The organism is Nocardia sp. NPDC050710 (assembly GCF_040654375.1).
Taxonomy (GTDB): domain Bacteria; phylum Actinomycetota; class Actinomycetes; order Mycobacteriales; family Mycobacteriaceae; genus Nocardia.
Window position 1 is genome coordinate 111,565 of the sequence record NZ_JBFAHV010000010.1, and the last position, 20,038, is coordinate 131,602.

The 20,038-nt window shown below is 67.7% G+C and carries 21 protein-coding genes and 1 pseudogene; 11 read left to right on the plus strand and 11 right to left on the minus strand.

Annotated elements, in window-relative coordinates; genetic code table 11:
- The first annotated feature begins 217 nt into the window (after positions 1-217).
- Positions 218-361, plus strand: a complete 144-nt coding sequence (locus tag AB0H61_RS19355) for a hypothetical protein (RefSeq protein ID WP_357306169.1) — start codon at positions 218-220, stop codon at positions 359-361.
- Between the two features lie 17 nt (positions 362-378).
- On the opposite strand, the gene AB0H61_RS19360 is transcribed toward AB0H61_RS19355, so the two are convergent.
- From AB0H61_RS19360 to AB0H61_RS19380, 5 genes are all read right to left on the minus strand, one after another.
- A complete protein-coding gene (locus tag AB0H61_RS19360) occupies positions 379-1,143 on the minus strand; it encodes an adenylate/guanylate cyclase domain-containing protein (RefSeq protein ID WP_357306484.1) in 765 nt (254 codons plus the stop codon).
- A 497-nt stretch (positions 1,144-1,640) separates the two neighbouring features.
- A complete protein-coding gene (locus tag AB0H61_RS19365) occupies positions 1,641-2,456 on the minus strand; it encodes an ABC transporter permease (RefSeq protein ID WP_357306171.1) in 816 nt (271 codons plus the stop codon).
- The gene (locus AB0H61_RS19370; protein WP_357306173.1) at positions 2,456-3,400 is read right to left on the minus strand and encodes an ATP-binding cassette domain-containing protein; all 945 of its coding nucleotides are present in this window, start codon (positions 3,398-3,400) and stop codon (positions 2,456-2,458) included. The genes AB0H61_RS19365 and AB0H61_RS19370 overlap by 1 nt, the downstream gene beginning before the upstream one ends.
- A gap of 426 nt (positions 3,401-3,826) precedes the next feature.
- Positions 3,827-4,165 (minus strand): hypothetical protein, encoded by a 339-nt coding sequence (locus AB0H61_RS19375; protein ID WP_357306175.1) that lies wholly within the window; start codon positions 4,163-4,165, stop codon positions 3,827-3,829.
- On the minus strand, positions 4,162-4,428 hold the full coding sequence (locus AB0H61_RS19380) for a hypothetical protein (RefSeq protein ID WP_357306178.1): 267 nt from the start codon (positions 4,426-4,428) through the stop codon (positions 4,162-4,164). The genes AB0H61_RS19375 and AB0H61_RS19380 overlap by 4 nt, the downstream gene beginning before the upstream one ends.
- Before the next feature lie 324 nt (positions 4,429-4,752).
- Between AB0H61_RS19380 and AB0H61_RS19385 the strand changes: the two genes are divergently transcribed.
- From AB0H61_RS19385 to AB0H61_RS19405, 5 genes and pseudogenes are all read left to right on the plus strand, one after another.
- Complete coding sequence (locus AB0H61_RS19385) at positions 4,753-4,923, plus strand: hypothetical protein (protein WP_357306180.1); 171 nt, start codon at positions 4,753-4,755, stop codon at positions 4,921-4,923.
- The gene (locus tag AB0H61_RS19390; RefSeq protein ID WP_357306183.1) at positions 4,920-5,468 is read left to right on the plus strand and encodes a DUF6879 family protein; all 549 of its coding nucleotides are present in this window, start codon (positions 4,920-4,922) and stop codon (positions 5,466-5,468) included. The genes AB0H61_RS19385 and AB0H61_RS19390 overlap by 4 nt, the downstream gene beginning before the upstream one ends.
- Positions 5,465-5,635 (plus strand): annotated as a pseudogene (locus AB0H61_RS19395) (helix-turn-helix transcriptional regulator); the annotation flags it as partial. The gene AB0H61_RS19390 and the pseudogene AB0H61_RS19395, both read left to right, overlap by 4 nt.
- Positions 5,636-5,662: 27 nt before the next feature.
- Positions 5,663-6,316 carry a DUF5753 domain-containing protein gene (locus AB0H61_RS19400; RefSeq protein ID WP_357306487.1) on the plus strand — a complete coding sequence of 218 codons (654 nt, stop codon included), beginning with the start codon at positions 5,663-5,665 and terminating at the stop codon, positions 6,314-6,316.
- Between the two features lie 101 nt (positions 6,317-6,417).
- On the plus strand, positions 6,418-6,660 hold the full coding sequence (locus tag AB0H61_RS19405; RefSeq protein ID WP_357306186.1) for an XRE family transcriptional regulator: 243 nt from the start codon (positions 6,418-6,420) through the stop codon (positions 6,658-6,660).
- A gap of 88 nt (positions 6,661-6,748) precedes the next feature.
- On the opposite strand, the gene AB0H61_RS19410 is transcribed toward AB0H61_RS19405, so the two are convergent.
- From AB0H61_RS19410 to AB0H61_RS19420, 3 genes are read right to left on the minus strand one after another with little or no spacing between them, the layout of a single operon-like run.
- Entirely contained in the window at positions 6,749-9,376 is a 2,628-nt protein-coding gene (locus tag AB0H61_RS19410; protein WP_357306188.1) for a tetratricopeptide repeat protein, read from the minus strand.
- Between the two features lie 5 nt (positions 9,377-9,381).
- On the minus strand, positions 9,382-10,362 hold the full coding sequence (locus tag AB0H61_RS19415; protein ID WP_357306191.1) for a glutamate ABC transporter substrate-binding protein: 981 nt from the start codon (positions 10,360-10,362) through the stop codon (positions 9,382-9,384).
- Positions 10,359-11,738, minus strand: a complete 1,380-nt coding sequence (locus AB0H61_RS19420; RefSeq protein WP_357306194.1) for a hypothetical protein — start codon at positions 11,736-11,738, stop codon at positions 10,359-10,361. The genes AB0H61_RS19415 and AB0H61_RS19420 overlap by 4 nt, the downstream gene beginning before the upstream one ends.
- 139 nt (positions 11,739-11,877) lie before the next feature.
- On the opposite strand from AB0H61_RS19420, the gene AB0H61_RS19425 reads away from it, so the two are divergent.
- Positions 11,878-12,573 (plus strand): NUDIX hydrolase, encoded by a 696-nt coding sequence (locus AB0H61_RS19425; RefSeq protein ID WP_357306196.1) that lies wholly within the window; start codon positions 11,878-11,880, stop codon positions 12,571-12,573.
- Positions 12,574-12,660: 87 nt separating this feature from the next.
- On the opposite strand, the gene thiE is transcribed toward AB0H61_RS19425, so the two are convergent.
- On the minus strand, positions 12,661-13,359 hold the full coding sequence (gene thiE, locus AB0H61_RS19430; protein WP_357306199.1) for a thiamine phosphate synthase: 699 nt from the start codon (positions 13,357-13,359) through the stop codon (positions 12,661-12,663).
- Positions 13,360-13,423: 64 nt separating this feature from the next.
- Between thiE and thiO the strand changes: the two genes are divergently transcribed.
- Genes thiO through AB0H61_RS19445 form a run of 3 tightly spaced genes read left to right on the plus strand, consistent with a single transcriptional unit; the run spans position 13,424 to position 15,532 of the window.
- Complete coding sequence (gene thiO / locus AB0H61_RS19435; RefSeq protein ID WP_357306489.1) at positions 13,424-14,518, plus strand: glycine oxidase ThiO; 1,095 nt, start codon at positions 13,424-13,426, stop codon at positions 14,516-14,518.
- A complete protein-coding gene (thiS, locus tag AB0H61_RS19440; protein WP_357306202.1) occupies positions 14,515-14,733 on the plus strand; it encodes a sulfur carrier protein ThiS in 219 nt (72 codons plus the stop codon). Before thiO ends, thiS begins: the two co-directional genes overlap by 4 nt.
- A 46-nt stretch (positions 14,734-14,779) precedes the next feature.
- A complete protein-coding gene (locus AB0H61_RS19445; protein ID WP_357306491.1) occupies positions 14,780-15,532 on the plus strand; it encodes a thiazole synthase in 753 nt (250 codons plus the stop codon).
- A 281-nt stretch (positions 15,533-15,813) separates the two neighbouring features.
- Here AB0H61_RS19445 and AB0H61_RS19450 read toward each other — a convergent pair whose 3' ends face one another.
- Positions 15,814-17,043, minus strand: coding sequence for an acetate kinase (locus tag AB0H61_RS19450; RefSeq protein ID WP_357306205.1), 1,230 nt, complete (start codon positions 17,041-17,043; stop codon positions 15,814-15,816).
- Between the two features lie 230 nt (positions 17,044-17,273).
- Positions 17,274-19,346: a phosphate acetyltransferase gene (pta, locus tag AB0H61_RS19455; protein WP_357306208.1), complete on the minus strand. Its 2,073-nt coding sequence runs from the start codon at positions 19,344-19,346 to the stop codon at positions 17,274-17,276.
- 142 nt (positions 19,347-19,488) lie between these two features.
- Between pta and AB0H61_RS19460 the strand changes: the two genes are divergently transcribed.
- Positions 19,489-19,995: a nitroreductase/quinone reductase family protein gene (locus tag AB0H61_RS19460; protein WP_357306211.1), complete on the plus strand. Its 507-nt coding sequence runs from the start codon at positions 19,489-19,491 to the stop codon at positions 19,993-19,995.
- Positions 19,996-20,038 lie beyond the last annotated feature (43 nt).

The window sequence follows — 20,038 nt, forward strand, 5'->3', positions numbered from 1 at the left end:
GACTATCCGCTCCCAACTCAGCCCCGTCCGGAGCGAGCCTTACGAGCGACCCGTTCGCGGCCGTCTCGCTGCCGAGCGGCCGAAGCGCACGCGACGCAGTCGCAAGTCTCGGCCGCTCGACAGCGAGACATCCAGGGCCGCGAACACGCCGCGCCCGCGCGGCCAAAAACACAGCCCGCGAACACGCCGCGCCGCCAGGCGCGGCAGAATAAACACAGTGACCGTGATCATCCTGCTCGCGCTCTCCGGCTTCCTGCTCGGCGGCGCCTACTCGACCTGGAAGACGGCGCGCCCGCTGTCCATCGCGCTGGCCGTATGCGCGGTGCTCGCGGCGGGCGGCGCTATCGCCTGGTGGATCTAGCTCGGTTTCTCGAGAACTCAGCTCTTCGACAGACGGAAGATCCGCAGATCTTCGGGGACACCGCTGAGCGGGGCCGCGAAGAAACTGCGTCTGTACGGCTTGACCGCGAACCCCAATTCCTCGAGTGTGCCCTCGCTGAGCGACAGCAGCGTCGCCTCGGAAAGCATGGTGTTGCCATTGCCGCCCGCCTCCATCACCCGGGCCGCGATGGTGACGTCGACCCCGAGCCAATCGCCGCCGATCTCGCGCGGCGAACCGGTGTGCAGACCGATCCGCATTCGCGGACGGTAGCCGTGCACGCCGACCTTCTCCAGGTTGCGTTTGGCCTGCACCGCGGCGTGCAACGCGCGATCGGCCGAGGTGAAGACGGCCATCACGCCGTCGCCCATGCGTTTGACGACGTGGCCGCCGCGATCGACGATCGGCGGCTCGATGGCCTTCGCGACACCGCGCAGTAACTCCAGCGTCGCCTCGTCACCGGCCGAGAGCGACCAACTGGAGAAGGCCACCAGGTCGGTGAACATGACAGTTACTTCTTCGCTACCTTTTCCGCGGCCAACTCGCTCCAGCATCGCCTGCCAGACCTGGAGCGCGCCGAAGCCGATCTCGCGGGCGGCGCTCGGGGTGTCGCCGACCAGCTTGTCGGCCGCGCGGGCCACCGCGCGCGCCCCGCCGGGCCCCGAAACCGACAGCGGGTCACCGAAAGACGGGTCACCGGGCAGCTGTTCACGCGCCTTGCGCAGTACGCCGATCAGATCCGGTCGTTGATTCGCCGCGTTCATCAGCGAGGAAAGCTGCCCCCGGCGATATCCCGCACCCGGACGACGCGGTTCCTCCGCTTCGTCGGTCGGCACCAACGGGATGACGACCTCGGGCGGAACCCCGCCCTCGTCCTCCGGCTCCGACCCGGGCTCAGCACCGCCGGAAGGTGTTTCGTTCACGCCCCGAGGGTATCTCAGCGGACCGACCGTGGGCGGGCTACCAATTATCGCCATCCGAGACCTCTCGATCGAGCGGGACGAGCACGCCATTGGGTCCGCCGATGGGTAACACGATGTTTGCCGGGCCGATGCTAGTGCGCGGACGTACACCCGTGCAGTGCCGTGCGTCACATCCGGAGAAACCACCGGCCCGGTGCGAAGGGGATATCGCACCGGGCCGGAGGGCACACCGTCCGCCGGGCAGTGGCAGGCGGTGTACTCCGGGGTCACGGACCTCCCGACAAGGTCGCGACCTCACACACCCGAGTAGCGAGGGAAGGCACTCGGGTGGCTCTCGGTCAGGCGTCGCGCTTGTTCACCACGAACAGCGCGGAGCCGAAGATGAGGGCGACAATGGCGGCGAAGTAGAGCAGTCCGCCCCACTCGCCCCAGTGCCAGGGCAGGGTCTCGTCCGCGGTGCCGAGGAATCGGCCCGCGTTCTGGAAGGGCAGGAATACCTGGATATTCCGCCCGACCTTGCCGAAGGCCCCGACGATCGGCTCGATCAGCACCGGCCACACGATCAGCAGCGAGAGCGCACCGGCGGACTGCCGGATCAGCGCACCGACGCCCACCGCGAGGAAGACCACCAGCGCCACGAAGATCGGCACCGCGTAGAAGACCTTGTTGTCGCCGTCCGACAGACTCAGGAACCGGCCCGCGTCGCTACCGGTCATCGCCTTGAAGATGAAGAAGCTGACGAAGGTGAGGATCGCCGAGAGGACCGCCGCACCGACACTGATCAGGCCCGCCTTGGCGACGAGCACCGAACTCCGATGGGGCAGCGCCAGGAAGGTCGCCTTGATGGTGCCGAAACGGTATTCGCTGGTCACCGCCAGCGCCGCGAGGATCATCACCAGGATGTAGCCGAAGCCGGGGAAGCCCGCGGCCACACCGGTAATGCCGAGTCCCGCGATCGAGTTGTCCGGATACGGGTTGTCGGTGATGGGGACGCGGCCCGCCGCCACGTCCTCGTTGAACTGATTCACCGTCGCCTTCAGCGCGAGACTGAACAGCACCGCGATGCCGAGCGCGAAGGCGACCATCAACGCCGTGCACCACCAGGGCGACCGGGTCGAGGTGAGTTTGATCCGTTCCGCTGCCAACACGCCCATCAGAGCGCACCTCCCATCACCTGGTCGAAGCCTTCACCGTGGTACTGCACCGCACCGCCGGTCATCCGCATGAACGCCTCCTCGAGCGAGGCCCGCTGCGGCGACAGCTCGAACAGCGTGATGTCGTTCGCGCCCGCCAGCTTGCCGACCGCGTCGCTCACGACATTGGCGACGATCAGGGCCGGGCCGTCCGAGCCCTCACCGTCTTCGCGCACCGTCATACCGCTGGAGGTCAGCAGGCTGCGCAGTTGGTCGAGCTGCGGGCTGCGCACCCGCACCGCCGTCTCCGAGGAGCGCTCGATGAATTCCTTGGTGGTCGTGTCGGCGATCAGCTGACCGCGTCCGATCACGATCAGATGTTCGGCGGTCTGCGCCATTTCCGAGAGCAGGTGACTGGATACGAGCACGGTGCGACCCTCGGCGGCCAGCCGCTGCATGAACCGGCGAATCCACAGGATGCCCTCGGGATCGAGGCCGTTCACCGGCTCGTCGAACAGCAGAACTTGCGGATCGCCGAGCAGAGCGCCCGCGAGGCCGAGCCGCTGCGACATGCCCAGCGAGAAACCGCCCGCATTCTTACCCGCCACCTCCGAGAGGCCGACCAGCCGCAGCACCTCGTCCACCCGGGACTTGGCGATGCCGTTGGAGGCGGCCAACCACTGCAGATGGGCGCGGGCGGAGCGATTGGGATGCACCCATTTGGCGTCGAGTAGTGCGCCGACGGCACGTAGCGGATGGTCCAGCTCGTGGTACGGCTTGCCGTTGATGAGCGCCGTCCCCGCGGTGGGCTTGTCCAGCCCGAGGATCATCCGCATGGTGGTCGATTTACCGGCGCCGTTCGGTCCGAGGAAGCCCGTCACCTGTCCCGGCTGGACGGTGAAGGACAGATCCTGAACCGCGACGGTCTGGCCGAAGTGCTTGGTCAGGCCCCTCAGTTCGATCATGCCGACCAGCATTGCGCAAAACCGTCTCGGACGCGTCACTACAAAGTGTTCTCTTCGGTCATCCTCAGGGATGACTATCGGGTGTCCAGGTGGGTGCAAGTCCGTACGGGAATGTCCGCGAGCTGGCGTTATGCATGCCAGCGAATGCGAGTGGACGCCCACGTTCAACCGGAATAGTGACACGTTGGTGACACGGAACGGCCAGCGCACGATGTAGGCCCCGGATAGATCCGGGGCCTACATCCTTTGCGGCCTCCTGGCCGTTCGAGCCTGGTTTCTGCATGGTGAATCTGATTCAGTCGTCCCGGCCGTCGTCCTCGCGCGGGTCTTCGTTCCAGTTGTTGCTGGCCGAGCCGTCCGGCCCGGGGTTCTGCACCTTCACCATGTCGTGACGTCCTTCCCAGCGTCGTTGCTGCTCGGGTGGGTCTATGAGCCTGTGGCGCGGTGAATCTCGTCGTAGCGGCGGGTGTAGGACGCCGCCCTCGGTGCGATCACGTTCAGCTCGCACAGCCGCACCAGGGTTTCGGGCACCTCGCCGTCGAAGTGCGCCAGGCTCGGTGCGATCACGGCGTCGGCGTCGAGCGCCTGAACCACGTTCCTCAGACGCATCTCCGGATCGTCGGTCGTCGCGCTGAACGTCACGGTCTTGGCGAGGCTGTAGCCCAGAGTTTTTGCGCGACTGCGGATCTGGATCTCATCCCATTGCTGGCTTGCGCCGGATACGTCCTTGCGTAGGTATCCGATCGCGGTAGGTGTCTGCCTCATCGCCGGGCCGCCTTCCGGATCGGCGGAATATCCAGCGCGGCCCGGCCTGGCGTTGTCTGGACGTACCCGCGTCCGTTGGCGCTCAGTTCCCATGTCGTGGTTGGCGTTCCGGCCGTCGGTGCGAGTAGGCCACGGTCTGCCAGTGCCATGACCGCTTCGTGGACCCGTCCGGCCTCGAGGCCGGATGCGCCGGCTAGCTGTTCTGCGGTCAATTGCTGGCCCGATTGCAGGGCCTTCATGACCCGGGCCTCGTCGTTCGTCATTGCCGTCACCTCCGTCGGCGAGATGGTGAGGCAACCCGGGACCAGGCCGACTGACACCGGCCCCGGGCGCCCACCTCGGACGGTAGAGACGGGCCGCGCAACAGCACATCAGAATTGCGCGAGATTGCGCGCTAATTCCAGCTCGTGGGGCCAATTAAGCTGGGAAGATTGCGATACCAGGACTCATCGCAATGCAAGGAGCGTCCAGTGACCACACTGCGACTGCTCGGATCTGGGTCGGAGAATGGTGGATGTCCCGCCCTGTACGCAGCCGATCACGACACGTTGGTCGTGCAAGGTGTAGCTACTCGCAGTGGTGCAGCAGTGCTCGTTCCGCACGTGCTGCTCGACTGGGCCGAACCCGGCACCACAATCTCGGTCGAGACCACCGATACGCCTGGCTTGCTGCTAGTCGAAGGGGTACCCGTGACCGCTGACGTGCGCGCACGGCTTACTCTCGCGTCCGACGAAACCGCGGTGGTGGTCACGGCGTGAGGGCGCTATCCGGTGCGGGTATCTTCGACGAATTCTTTCGTGCCGCAAAGACATCAGCGTTTCACGTCGAGACCAAGGATTCGTACGTAGTCGATACCGAGGCAGAAGCCCTGTCTCGGTTCGCTGCTGGGGAGCCGCCGCCCGCACAGCGTCCGGCGGCACATAATGCGTGGAACGACCTGATTCAGGAGACCACCGGTCGGGGTGTGGCCGTCTCACGGGTGCGCGTCGTCACGGTGCCACATTCGACCTACACAAGTTGGCTGATATCGGTTACGGAGCGCGCTATCGCCAATGGTGAGCAGATCCGTTGGCTACCTCGGCATTTGGCCGAGCAGTCGGGGCATGTACCGCTTGACGACTTTTGGATTTTCGATCGAAGGACGGTCGCGTTCAACACGACCGATCCAACTGGCGCTACAACTGGGCTCGCCGTAACTGATGACCCGGTGATCGTGTCGGTGTGCTCTGAGATCTCCGAGCGGCTCTGGGCACAGGGTGTCGATCACGCTCGTTATGTCGAATCGGAGCACGCCGGAAGGTGAGCACAGTTGGGCAGGCAAGGGCAGCCCTCGGAGCGCGGCTACGTGAGCTCCGTAGGGATGCCCGCTTATCCGGTAAGCAACTCGCGGTCGCGTGTGATTGGCATCCGTCGAAAGTATCTCGCCTGGAATTGGGCAGGCAGCAGCCCAGCGAGGATGACCTTGCGGCATGGTGTCACGCGGTCGACAACGAACTCGTGTACGACGATCTCGTTGCCACACTTCGCAATCTGCGGTCGATGTATCTGGAGTGGCGACGGGTAAACGCAAGTGGGCACGCGCCACGCCAACGGCGTTCGATCGGTATCGAATCTGCAACCAAGCTGATCCGCTGGCACGAAGTCAACGTGATTCCCGGCCTGCTGCAAACCTCCGACTACGCGCGCGGAATTTTGCGCGCCTGCATCGACATGACGGGAGGCCGTGACGATCTCGACGACGCGGTAGCCGCCCGGATGGAGCGGCAGAAGGTTTTGCATGCCGGTGCTCGCCGCTTCACGTTCCTGGTCGAGGCGGGTGCGCTGTATCGCACCGTCGGCAGCTCCGAGGTGATGGCAGAGCAGATGGACGCGCTGGTCGAAGCGAGCCGAAACCCACGAATCAGCCTGGGCGTAATCGAGCTCACGGCGCGCTACCGCTGCCCGGCACGCGGGTTCATCCTGTTCGACCGCTCAATGGTGATGGTCGAGACTCCCAGCGCCGAGCTCACGATCACTCGCCCGTCGGAGGTGGTGACCTACGAGCGGACCTTCGCGCTACTGGCCGAATCGGCCGTTTTCGGCGACAGCGCCCGCGAGGTGATCACGGCCATAGGTGCCGTGCACACAGCTCATGCTGGCGGTTGCCGCTGAGCCACGCCGCCGCGGCCTGATGTAGAACGGCTCCATCGCGCATTCGCCGCGGCGCGAGCCTGCGTCGATCGGTTGTCCGACTGGCCTGGTTCGCTGATGCAATGGCCCGCGCTCCACTTTCCCCAGAAGAACGTCAGCTACGGGTAGAACTCATGCGCGCCATCGCGCACGAGATCCAACGACGCGGCATGACCGTCACGCAGGCGGCGGAATTCCTCGGTGAGAAGCAGCCGACCATCTCGTATTTGGTGAACGAACACGCCGAGCGCCACAGCCTCGGTCAGTTGCTCGGCTTCGCTCGGCAGTTCGGCCTGTTCTTCAGATTCGAGCTAGAAAGCATCTGACAACTCAGTACAGCACCCGTGCAGGTTCAGAGCGGCGACCAACCCTGGGGATGACCCAGGCTCCGGGTGGATGGGGGCCTACACCCGGTCAGAACCAGGACTTGGCCCGGATGTCGTTGGCGAGATCCACCAGGGCATAGCGGTGGTTGCGACCGGGGGCGCTGCGGGCGAGGACGCGCAGACCCGCCTCGGTGCCCTCACGCAGATCGCGTTCGGCGAACGGAGCCCCGAAGAGGGTGGCCTCCGCGAGCTTCGGAGTATTACCGGACCGCAGCCAGGCCAGTGCCGCGCCGAGTACCAGTACCTTCATCTGCACCGCGCGACTCTCACCCGCGGGCAAGGTCTGCACCCGGGAGGCCGCGATGTGCAGGGTGGACTCCTCCAACTCGGCGATCGGGGCGGCGGTGAGCAGCAGCCAGGCCGCCGTCAACCGGGCCGTGTTGTAGCAGCGCGAGGAGGCGGGAACTTCGTCGAGGGCAGTGACGGCCTCGGCGACCCGGCCCGCCGCCGCGAGCTGGCGGGCCAGTCCGAAGGCGGCGCTCACCACCGCACGATCGGTGCGCCAGACCGTGTCGTAGAACTTCTCGGCGTAGGCCCGCCACTGCTCGGGATCCTCCGAATCCCAGTGCTGCAGTATGAGTTCCGCGGTCGCGGCGAGGGCGAGTTTGGGTGCGATCTCCCCGGGCAGCACCCGCAGCACCGCGTCGAAGGCGGCGAATGCCTGCTCGTAGTTCCGCTCCAACAGTTCGGCCTGCCCGGTGTACCAGTGTGTGCGCCAGTCGTTCTCGGGCGAACCGCGTAGCAGGTACAGCACCGCGGCCGCCTCGCCGAGATCCAGCCGCATCCGGGCTTCGGCCAGCGTCAGCTCCAGATCCAGGGTGTCCGGCGAATTTCCGGGGTCGGCCCCGGCGCGCGCGCGGGCCTCCTGTAGCGCGGCCAGGGCCTGCTGCGGGTCCGGATGCACCGTGGTGGCCAGCAGCGGCGCCGAAGGGTCGGCCGGGTCGAGCAGCGGAACCGGTAGCGCCGCAACGATATCGCGGGGCTTCAGCAACTCGCTGCGGGCGATGCCGTCGGCGTAGGCGTCGGTCTGGCTGATCAGTTCCTCGGTGCCGAAGCTGGCGCGCTGCGGACCGAATACCGTCGACAGCTGGGGATGTTCGACGCCGGTGTCCAGCGCCAGGATTTCCCGCAATACGCCCGCCAACTGTGCCGACAGGATGCGGGCCGAGGCGAATCGGCGCTCCGGATCGGGATCGGTGGCGCTCAGCAGCAGCCGGTGGAAGAACTCGTAACGCCGCAACGCCGGCTGGTCGGCGGGGTCGGGGATGCCGTCGCGGTAGCGGCCGTGCTCCATTGCCATGTTCAGGGTCAGCACCGCCAGCGTACGGCCGACGGTGTAGATATCCGAGGCGACCGTCGGCCCCGTCCTGGCGATCTCGGGGGCCTGGAAACCCCTGGTGCCGTACAGGTTTCCGTAGGCATCGATGGTGGCGACGGCACCGAGATCGATCAATTTCACCTGATCCTCGGTGACCATGACATTATCGGGCTTGAGATCGTTGTAGGTGAGTCCGATGGAGTGCAGGTACTCCAAGGCGGGCAGGATCTCCAGCAGGTAGGCGATCGCCTCCGCGACCGGCATCCGCTGCGGACGCTTGTAGGTGTCCAGGATCGCGCGCAGCGAACGCCCGCCCACGTACTCCATCACGATGTAGCCGATGGGCTCGCCGTCCTGGCCCGCGGATTCGACGAAGTTGTGGATCTTGACGATGCTGGGATGGGCCACCTCGGCCAGGAACTGGCGCTCCGCGACGGCGACCGCTTGGGCCTCGGCATCGCCCGCGTGCAACAGGCCCTTCAACACCACCCAGCGATCGCTCACATTGCGGTCGATCGCCAGGTAGATCCAGCCGAGGCCGCCGTGCGCGATACAGCCCTGGATCTCGTACTGCCCGGAGACCATATCGCCGGGGTGCAGCGAAGGCCGGAAATCGTAAGGGGCATCGCAGGTTTCGCAGACGCCGACGGTGGTGGCCAGACGCACCGGGGTGGCGCGACCGACCGGATTCCCGCACCGCCAGCAGAAGCGCTTACCCTCCGCGACCACCGGATCGGTGAGCACCGCCGCCAGCGGGTCCGCGGGGGCGACGGTCGGGATCGGCACCAGCCCGGCGCCGAGCAGGCGCACCGCGGGGCGGGAACGGGCGGTGCGCACGGAGCGACCGGAGGTGCGCAGCGCGGCACCGGAATCGGCCCCGGGGCCGAAGGCGGCGGCCTTGGTGCTCTGTTCGACAGCCTCGGGTGCCACCGCCATTGTGTTCTGGTCGACAGGAGTTTTCTGTTTCACCGGAGTGCCCTGTTCCACCGGCGTGCCCGGCTCGACGGGGCCGCCCTGTCCGGCGGATTCCGCCGCCCCGCCGCCGGTCTCGTCCACGGCCGCTCCGGTGCCGCTCGGCTCGGGTTCCGAAGCTCGACGCGGCACCGCCATGGTGGCATCGGACTCACCCGGCTCCGTCCAGAATCCCAGGTAGAGCGGCTGTGTGGCCGTCACATCGCCGGGGAACTCCGCCGTGGCCGAATCGACCGGCTCAGGCGGCGAATCCCGGTGCCCGGCAACCACATCGGACCAGCGAATGGTTGGAACCGCATGTTCGGACTCGAGGCCGGCCCCGGCGGACTCGGCCGGTTCCGATGCGCTGCGCTGCTGTTCGCTCATCGCCCTCAGTCCTCATAGGTGGGGGCGGGCGGCGCGGGCACATCGCCGAGCACACTGAGCCACTGCCGGTAGATCCGACTCCAGGTGCCGTCGGCACGGATCCGATCCAGGGTGCCGTTCACGAAACGCACCAGATCGTCGGAACCCTTCGGAATGCCGATGCCGTAGGGCTCGCCGCTGATACTCGCGCCGACCAGCTCGGTATAGGGGTCCTGCGCGGCCAATCCGGCCAGGATTGCGTCATCGGTACTCACCGCGTCGACTTGGCGCTGCTGTAGCACCACCAGGCAGTCGGCCCAGGTCGGCACCGAGAGGATGGCGGCGGCGGGCTGCTCCCGGCGGACGCGGTCCAGCGAGGTGGTGCCGCGCACCACGCAGACCCGTTTGCCCGCCAGATCGTCGAGTCCGCGAATGCCGGAGTTCTTCATCGCCAACACCCGCTGATCGGCCCGCAGGTACACGGTGGAGAAGCTGACCCGCTGGCGTCGCTCACAGGTGATCGTCATGGTCTTGGCGACCATATCGACGGTGTGATCCTCCAGTGCCTGTTCCCGATCGGCGGAGCCGAGGGTGCGGTACTCGATCAGATCGGGGCTACCGAGCAGATCGCGGGCGACCTCGCGCGCGATATCGGCGTCGAAGCCGACGATGGTGCCGCTGAGCGGATCCCGGAAGCTGAAGAGATTGCTGCCCGCGTCCAATCCGACCACCAGCCTGCCGCGCGCCCGGATGGCGTCCAGTGTCGGTCCGCGGGCGGCCGAACCCGCCCCGGTGGGCCGCAGACTGGCGGTCGGATCACCGCATTTCGGCTCGTTCTGCGGCGGCAGCGGCGTATCCGTGAATACCGAAACGGCTTTGGCGGGCAGCGGCGGCTCGGTATACGTTGCGGATCGGGTGGTACCCGCCGAACCCGTGTCGTCACTGCAACCGGTCAGCACGACGGTGGCGGCGAGAGCGGCGGCCAGCAGGCCGCGGGCCCGGTTCACCGGTACTCCCGCAGTCGGGGCCAGAGCCCGAGTCCGACATAGCCGGCGGCCAGGATGCCGAGTATCAGCGCACCGGGCGCCAGGAAGTCGAGCCCTCCGGTCGCCTGGGAGATATTGCCACGCAAGGTATTCCGAGTTTCGGTAATGCCCTCGTCGAGCGCCCGGTCCAGCACGTCGACCTGGGCGGCGGCATCCGCGGAGCCGGGGCCGGTGGCCACCGCGGCAGCGCCCTGGAAATCGCCGCGGGCCAGTGTCTCGTTCATCCGCAGATGTGCCGCGCGCCAACGATCCAGTGCGGCACGGGCATTCGCGGCGTCATCGGCCGCGGGAACGTCACCGGGATAGCCGCCGAGCAGCTCGCCGAGCCGGACTATTCCGGTGTCGTAGGTCCGGTCGTAGTCGCCGGTCGCGTCGCGGCGCACCAATTTCAGCGTCTCCGCCGATCGCGCCTGCTGGGTCAGGATCCGGCTCTCGGTGAGGCGCGACGCGGGCACCGCGCCCTCGTCGCGGCCCTGGATCATCGCCGCGGCCGATACCGAACCGGCGATCACCGTCCAGCCCAACAGGATCAGCATCGCGGCGGAGGCGAGTAGCAATCCGGCGTTGAAGGTCCGCCGCCAGCGCCGCGCCAATTCGACCTGAGCCCAGACCAATACGGCCAGCGCCAGGATCGGCAGGACGATCGCGGGCCACGGCGGGCGGATGTGGTGACGCTGGGCCGAATCCACCGCGGCGGACCGATGATCCTGTAATTCCTCGGCCATCGGCAACAGCGTCGTCTGCATCTGGTTCGATGCCTCGCTCAAATACGCGGCGCCGACCGGATTCCCGATGCGGTTGTTGGTACGGGCGGTCTCGATCAGCCCGGTATAGACCGGAAGGCTCGTGGCGATACCGGTGCGCAACCGGGCGTCGGCGGAGGTGTCGGAGGGGTCCTGCGTCGCGTGCCCGGATTGGGTGATCAGCTCCGCGGCGGCCTCGCCGACGGCCTGGGTGTAGCGATCGCGCACCGCTTCCGGCTCCAACCCGCCCGCGATGAAGGCGGTGCTCGCGGCGGCGTCGGCAATGGACAGCGTGGTGTAGAGCCGGTGCGCGGAGTGCGCGTCCGGCTCGGTGTCGTCGAGCATGACATCCAGTGCCTGCTGGCGATCGCTGACGGTGATCGCGGTGACCGTACCGGCGGCCAGACATAGACCAATCAGTAGCAATCCGAGAGCAATCAGACGTCCGGGCGAGGACTGCGCGAAGGACCGCAGATTGGCCGGATCCAGATGTTCACGCACCATTGCCGCGGGCAGGCCGGCGAAATGCCTGCGCGCGGATTCGGCACCGACCGACGGCGGCCGCGCGGCCGCCAGCTGCTCGGTCCGAGCCATATCCACCTCCGGGTCTGCGCCACACATAGGCGCCTGTGTCGCAGTTTATTGTGGTCCTACCGGTGCTGCGGCGTGTGAAACACCCCTGGAAAACAGTCCAGACTATGACATCGCCGCGGCTGGATGAGGATAGGTAGCGATGCGTGGTGACGGTGACGGGTGGTCGCGGGACCCGGACGGAGTTCGGCACTGGGGCCGATTCGGCGCTGCCGGATTGTTGCTGCGAGCGCCGCTCGCGGACGGGGGCGCGGCGGTACTGCTGCAACATCGCGCGCCGTGGAGTCATCAGGGCGGTACGTGGGCGCTACCGGGCGGTGCGCTGGACAGCCACGAGACACCGATGCGCGCCGCGGTCCGCGAGGCATGGGAGGAAGCGGGCATCCGCCCCACCGATGTCCGGGTGCGCAGCGAGCGCGTCACCGCCTCCGCGCCGAGCGGCTGGATCTACACCACCGTCATCGCCGACGCCGCCATGACCTTGCCGACCAGCCGCAATCGTGAGAGCACGGCGCTGGCTTGGGTTCCCGAGGAGGAGGTCGTCGACCGACCGCTGCACCCGGGTTTCGCCGCCGCCTGGCCGGAGCTGCGCGCCGCACCGGCCCGCGTCGTCCTCGACGATGTGGCCGACGCCCCCACACTCGCCGCCGCGCTCCCGCGCATCGTCGACCTGGCCGATCAGGGCTTCGTCTGGCTGCATTCGGATCCGGACGGACCCGGCGGCTATGTGCGCATCGTCGACACGGTTGCCGACGCCGTCGAACCCGCCGCGACACCGGAACCGGAACACAGTGCCGCCGCGCTGCTGTCGCTGACCCGGGGTCAGCTGCTGGCCTGACTCGGATGCGCCAGGTGGCAAAGGTGCGCCTCCGCTTCCCAGCCGTGGATATACCGCGCCGACCGGCTCGCGACACGGCATCCGCGATCAGGCGTTGGCGAGCAGCGCGACCTTGAGTCTGCGGGCCGCGGCCTCCGGATCACGGGCCTCGGTGATCGCGCGCACCACGACGATGCGTTGCGCACCGGCCTCGAGCAGCGCGGGGAGTCGCTCGGAGTCGATGCCGCCGATGGCGAACCAAGGCCGGGTCGGATGCGAATCGGCGGTGGAACGGATCAGATCCAGGCTCGCGGGCTGGCGACCCGGTTTGGTCGGGGTCGCCCACACCGGCCCGGTGCAGAAGTAATCGATGTGCTCATCAATGGCGGCCAATCCGGCCTGCGCCCGACTGTGGGTGGATCGGCCGATCACCACATCGGGGCCGACGATGCGGCGGGCATACCAGGGCGGTAGGTCGCCCTGACCCAGGTGCAGCACATCGGCCCCCGCGGCGAGCGCGATATCGGCGCGATCGTTCACCGCGACCAGCGCGCCGTGCCTGCGGGCCGCGGCCTTCAATTCGGCAAGCGCGCCGAGTTCCGCCTTGGCCTCCAGCGGGCCGAACTTCGCCTCACCCGGCGAACCCTTGTCCCGCAACTGGATGATGTCGACCCCGCCCGCAAGCGCCGCGTCGGCGAACTTGGCGAGATCGCCCCGTTCCCGGCGCGCGTCCGTGCAGAGATATAGCCGCGCGGTCGCCAGACGTTCCCTGGGCGGTAGGAGCCGGTTCGGGTGGGAGGGATGCACGCCCTCGACCGTAGCCGCGCTACCGTGGGGATGCGAATAAGGAGGCCAGAAGCAGGTGGAACGAATGCGGACGCTGGCCGTCGTCGGTGGCGGCGCCATCGGTCTGGCCGTGGCGTGGCGAGCAGCGGAATCGGGTTGGTCGGTCACGCTGTTCGATCCCGCCGTCGGATCCGGCGCGTCCTGGGTCGCCGGGGGCATGTTGGCCCCGCTGTCGGAGGGCTGGCCCGGTGAGGACCGGGTACTGGAGTTCGGCGCCGCCTCGTTGGCCCGCTGGCCCGAGTTCGCACAGCGCCTCCAAGCCACCACCGGGGTGCCGGTATTCGTCGCGGACGAGACATTGACCGTCGCGCTGGACAGCGCCGACGCCGCCGATCTGCGCACCGTCGCCGACTGGGTCGGCGGTCGCGGTCACGAGATGCGGATCCTGGACCGGGTGGGGGTGCGGGCGCTGGAACCGGCGCTGGCCCGCACGGTGCGCGCCGGTCTGCTCGCACCCGCCGAACCTGCCATCGACAACCGGCGACTGCTGGAGGGCCTGCGCCGGGCCTGCGCCACCGCCGGGGTGCGGATGCGGGCCGAATCGGTCGACACCCTCGAACTACCCGACTTCGATCAGATCGTGCTGGCCGCGGGCGCCGCCTCGGCGCGGCTGGCGCCCGAACTTCCGGTGCGGCCGGTCAAGGGCGAAATCCTGCGCCTGCGGCACCGTCCGGGCGCCGCGCCCGCGCCACGACGGGTTATCCGCGCCCGGGTGCACGGCAGACCGGTCTACCTGGTCCCGCGCGGGGACGGGATCGTGGTCGGCGCAACCCAATACGAGGCCGGTTTCGACACCGCCGTCACCGTCTCCGGGGTGCGCGATCTGATCGCGGACGCCGAGGCCGTGCTGCCCGGTATCGGCGAATACGAACTGGCCGAGGCCACCGCGGGTTCGCGACCGAGCACCCCGGACAATCTGCCGCTGATCGGCAGGCTCACCGACCGCCTCGTCGTCGCCACCGGTCACGGCCGCAATGGCATGCTCGCCATACCGCTCACCGTCGACGCGACGCTCGGGCTGCTGGCCGGGGCGCCCGTGGCTGAGGCGGAAGCGGCCGACCCACACCGATTTTCGACGGCGACCGCGCCGTCCGTCTCGTCCGTAGGAGGAGTTCGATGACCGCGACATCAATCCCGATCGGTGTCACCGTGAACGGGGAGGACCACGAGTTCGCCGAATCGCTCAGTGTGCGTGAGCTGTTGACTCGACTCGGGCTGCCGTGCCAGGGCGTCGCCCTGGCCGTCGACGGCGCGGTCTTCCCTAAATCCCGCTGGGATGAACCGGTCGGCCGCGGCTGGACCATCGAAGTGCTGACGGCGGTCCAAGGTGGATGAGCGCCCGACCCCCGTCGTCGACGAGCAGGCGGACGCGGGCTTCGGGCTGCCGCCGCTGCGCATCGCGGATCGGGTGTTCGGCTCCCGGCTGATCATGGGTACCGGCGGTGCGGAATCGCTGAGCGTGCTGGAGGAAGCGCTGCTCGCCTCGGGCACCGAACTCACCACGGTCGCCATGCGCCGCGTCGACGCCGCGGGCGGCACCGGGGTGCTGGATCTGCTGAAGCGCCTCGACATCATGCCGCTGCCCAATACGGCGGGCTGTCGCACGGCCGCCGAGGCGGTGCTGACCGCACAGCTGGCCAGGGAGGCGCTGAATACCAATTGGGTCAAGCTGGAGGTCATCGCCGACGAGCGCACCCTGCTCCCGGACCCGATCGAATTGCTCACCGCCGCCGAACAACTCGTCGACGCCGACTTCGTGGTGCTGCCCTACACCACCGACGATCCGGTGCTGGCCCGGCGCCTCGAGGATGCGGGCTGCGCCGCGGTCATGCCGCTCGGCGCTCCCATCGGCACCGGACTCGGCATCGGCAATCCGCACAATATCGAGATGATCGTGGCAGCGGCCGGAGTACCGGTCATCCTGGACGCGGGCATCGGCACCGCGAGCGATGCCGCGCTCGCCATGGAACTCGGCTGCTCGGCGGTGCTTTTGGCCACCGCGGTGACCCGGGCCAAGCAGCCCGCGCTGATGGCCGCCGCGATGGCCGATGCGGTCCGCGCGGGGCATCTGGCCCGTGCGGCGGGACGCATTCCGAAGCGGTTCTGGGCGCAGGCGTCCTCGCCGTCGCTCTGAGACTTCGGCGAATACAGAGCTCAGCGATTCCGACACGAAGCCCGGCGAATCCGGCAAAAGCGAAGCCCGGCCGGGAGGGAAAACCGGCCGGGCTGGACCTTGTGTCGCGGAGCAGTCGGCACTTCGGACGCCGCGGGCCTACCGCACGCTGTCACACCGGGGGCAGCCGGAGTGACGCTCGGGGGCGAGGGCATTCGCGTATCCGATGACGTGCGGTGGAGTCCGGCGGCGGTCTCGGAGTACCGGGCGAACCTGATCCGGTACCCATACTGACCGGACCATCATGAGATTTCCGTGAGGTTTTCTGAAGAGGCCACCACATCGTGCGCGGCGCGGGCGATGGCCAGCTCCTCGTTGGTGGGCACCACCAGCACCGGGATGCGCGAGTCCGGTGGCGAGATCCACCGTGCGCCACGCTCTTTCGCGGTATTGCGGGCCGGGTCGACGGCAATGCCGAAGCTCTCCAGCCCGGCCAGCGCGTCGGCGCGGACCTGGGGGCTGTTCTCCCCCACCCCCGCGGTGAAGGTGATGGCGTCGACGCGACCCAGCTCCACCAGGTACGCGCCGAGGTAGCGGCGCAGCCGGTGGATGTAGACGTCGTAGGCGAGCCGCGCCGACTCCGAACCCGTATCGATCAGTCGTTGCAGTTCGCGGAAGTCATTGACCCCGGACAGGCCCTTGATCCCCGAATTACGGTTCAGCAGTTGATCGATCCCGTCGGCGTCCAGATTCGCCGACCGCATCAGATGCAGCAGGATGCCCGGATCCAGATCGCCGCCGCGGGTACCCATCACCAGGCCCTCCAGCGGGGTCAGCCCCATGGTGGTGTCGACCGGATGTCCGCCGCGGATCGCCGAGGCCGAGGCGCCGTTGCCGAGGTGGAAGATGATCTGATTCAGCTCGGCCGGATCGCGCTCCAACAGCCCGGCGACCTGACCCGCGACGTACTCGTGCGAGGTGCCGTGGAATCCGTACTTCCGAATACCGTGCGCCATCGCCACATCCGCGTCGATGGCGTAGGTCTTGGCGGCGGCGGGCAAGCCGTGGAAGAACGCGGTATCGAACACCGCGACCTGCGGTACGCCGGGCAGCAGTTCCCTGGTGCTCCGGATACCGGTGACATTGGCCGGATTGTGCAGGGGGGCAAGGGTGGACAGGTCGGAGATGGCCGCCACCACCGCGTCGGTGATCAGCGTCGGCTGGTAGAAGATCTCACCGCCGTGCACCACCCGGTGCCCGACCGCGCGCACCCCCGCGCCCGTCAGATCGTGCCCGGTCGCGGCGAACATGTCGAAGACCAGCTGCAGACCCGCCTTGTGGTCCGAGATCGGCCCCTCGTGCTCGACGGTGCGCCCGCCCGCCTTGTGTTCGATGGCGCCGCTCTGCTCGCCGATCCGTTCGACCAGACCGGAGGCCACGACCACACCCGATTCCGGGTTCAGCAGTTGGTATTTGATCGACGACGAGCCGGAGTTGATCACCAGCACCAGGTCATCGGCGGCGTTGCTCATCGTGCCTCCTGCGTCCCGCGCAGGGCTCCGGCATCAGCGCCGGGCCCCTCATCCGATCCCCAACCGGCGGTGCGCCGGGGTTGTTCCACATCCGTCACCCCGTGTGCTGGACGACACCTCGGGTTTCGTCCGCGCGCGGTGCGCCGATGGCCGCGCCTTCGAAGCAGCGGCCCGATCGCAGTCCGGCATTCGGTGAGCACGACGAAGTCGCGGCGGCGTGCCCACCGTGCTCATTCGCCCTGGGCCTGGATCGCGGTGATCGCCACCGTGTTGACGATATCGGCGACCAGAGCCCCACGGGACAGGTCGTTGACCGGCTTGCGCAGACCCTGTAGCACCGGGCCGATGGCCACCGCGCCCGCGCTGCGCTGCACCGCCTTGTAGGTGTTGTTGCCGGTATTGAGGTCCGGAAAGATGAATACCGTGGCGCGACCGGCCACCTCGGAATCCGGCAGCTTGGTATTCGCCACCGTCGGCTCGATCGCCGCGTCGTATTGGATCGGGCCCTCCACCAGCAGCTCCGATGCGCGCTCACGCACCAGCTTGGTCGCGACCCGCACCTTGTCCACATCCGCGCCGCTACCGGACTCACCGGTCGAGTACGAGAGCATGGCGATCCGCGGATCGATACCGAAGCGGGCAGCGGTCTGTGCGGAAGAGATCGCGATATCCGCCAGCTGCTCCGAGCTCGGATCCGGGACCACCGCGCAGTCGCCGTAGGCCAGCACCCGGTCCGCCAGGCACATCAGGAAGACGCTGGAGACGGTCGAGACCCCGGGCACCGTCTTGATGATCTCGAAGGACGGCCGGATGGTGTGCGCCGTGGTGTGCGCGGCGCCGGAGACCATGCCGTCGGCGATGCCCTTGTGAACCATCATGGTGCCGAAATACGAGATATCGGTCATGGTTTCGCGGGCCCGCTCCAACGTCATGCCCTTGTGTTTGCGCAGCTCGGTGTATTCGGCGGCGAAATCGTCCAGGTAGCCGGAGGTTTCGGGATCCAATACCTGCGCGTCGGTGATATCGACGCCGAGTTCCGCGGCCCTGGCCCGCACGCTGGTCTCGTTGCCGAGGATGACAAGGTCGGCGATCTTGCGCTGCAACACCCGGCCCGCCGCCCGCAGGATGCGGTCGTCATCGCCCTCGGGCAGCACGATGCGCTTGCGGTCGCCACGGGCCCGTTCGATCAGCTGGTATTCGAACATCTGCGGGGTGACGATGGTCGTGAGCGGAACGTTGACGCGGCGCAGCAACTCCGGCGCATCCACATACTGTTCCATCAGCGCCAGTGCGGTATTCACCTTGCGCGGGTTGCCCGCCGACATCCGGCCGCGAGTGCGGTAGGCGGCGCTGGCGGTGTCGTAGGTGCCGAGATCGGTGGTGAGGATCGGCAGCCGGGGCTTCAACCCTTCCATCAACCGCGCGACCGCGGGATGCGGCAGCATGCCGCCATTCATGACGATGCCCGACAACGACGGAAAGCCCTCGGCCTCATGCGCGTTCACAACGCTGAGCAGCACGTCGGAGCGGTCACCCGGCGCGATCACCACGACGCCGTCGGTCAACCGCTCCAGAATGTGTTCGGCCGTCATACCGCCGACCATGATCTTCAACGCCTCGCGCTGTAGTAATTCCGGGTCGCCGCTGTACATTTCGCCGTCGACGGCCTGGCACAGCTCGGCCATGGTCGGGGCGATCAGCAGCGGCACCTCGGGCAACGCCCAGGTAGGCACCCCCAAAGGCCGCAGGGTCGAACAGATTTCGGTGAGCCGATCCGGATCGCAGCGGTTGGCGACGATCGCCACCAGCTGCGCATGCTCCTGATGCAATTCGCTCGCGCACAGCTCGGCCAGCTGCTTCACCTCATCCGGGGTGCGATCGGAACCGCGGACCACGAGGAGCACCGGTGCGCCGAGGTTCACCGCGATCCTGGCGTTGTAGCGCAGTTCGCTCGGGCTGGCCACGTCGGTGTAGTCGCTGCCGATCACCAGGACCGCGTCGCATGCCTTGGCGACCTCGTGGAAGCGCATCACGATCTCGCTGATCGCGGCATCCGGGTCGGCGTGCACCTGCTCATAGGTGACGCCGATGGACTGGGTGTAGTCGAGATCGGCGGTGCTGTGTTCGAGCAGCAGTTCCAGGATGTAATCCGGTTCGGTGGTCGACCGGGTGATGGGGCGGAACACTCCGACGCGGGCGGTGCTGGCGCACAGCATCTGGAGGACGCCGAGCGCGACCGTCGACTTTCCGGTGTCACCTTCCGGCGACGCGATGTACATGATGGACGGGGCAGAATCGGCCATGATCATGAGCTTAATGAGCGGCCGGCTCGGGCCACCGCCGGAATCTGGCAACTATCCGGAGAATCACGTACGAACCGGCGGGCGATCACCGCGGCGGCCTCTCGCGACCAGGTGGGGCGCGGTCACCGCATATAGTCCGGGAATGGCTGAGCAGTTTCCGGACCGGCAGTGGGGTTCGCGCACCAATATCCTGTCCCGAGCGGCGAACAGATTCGCGGCGACCAAACCCGGCTCCTGGTTCATCCGGACCATCACCCCGCTGGATCGGGCCCTGCTGGAGCGCACCGACGCCAAGTTCACCGTGCTCGGCCCGATCGGCGCACCCGTCATCCTGCTCACCAGCATCGGCCGCAAATCCGGTCGGCCGCGCACCCAGCCGCTGCTCTACGTGCACGACGGCGACACCCTGTACATCATCGGCAGCAACTTCGGCCAAGAGCACCACCCCGCCTGGACCGCCAACCTCCTGGCAAACCCCTCCGCCACCGTCGCCATCGCGGGCGAGCGCATCCCCGTCACCGCCACCCCCATCCCCGCCACGGACAAGGACGCCATCTTCACCCGCTTCGTAGACATCACCGGCGCCTACGCCGCCTACCGCGACCGCACCACCCGCGACCTCCGCATCTTCGCCCTCACCCGCACCTAGCGATCTCCACAAAGGTTTCCCACGCCTCACAGAGGGTGCACGC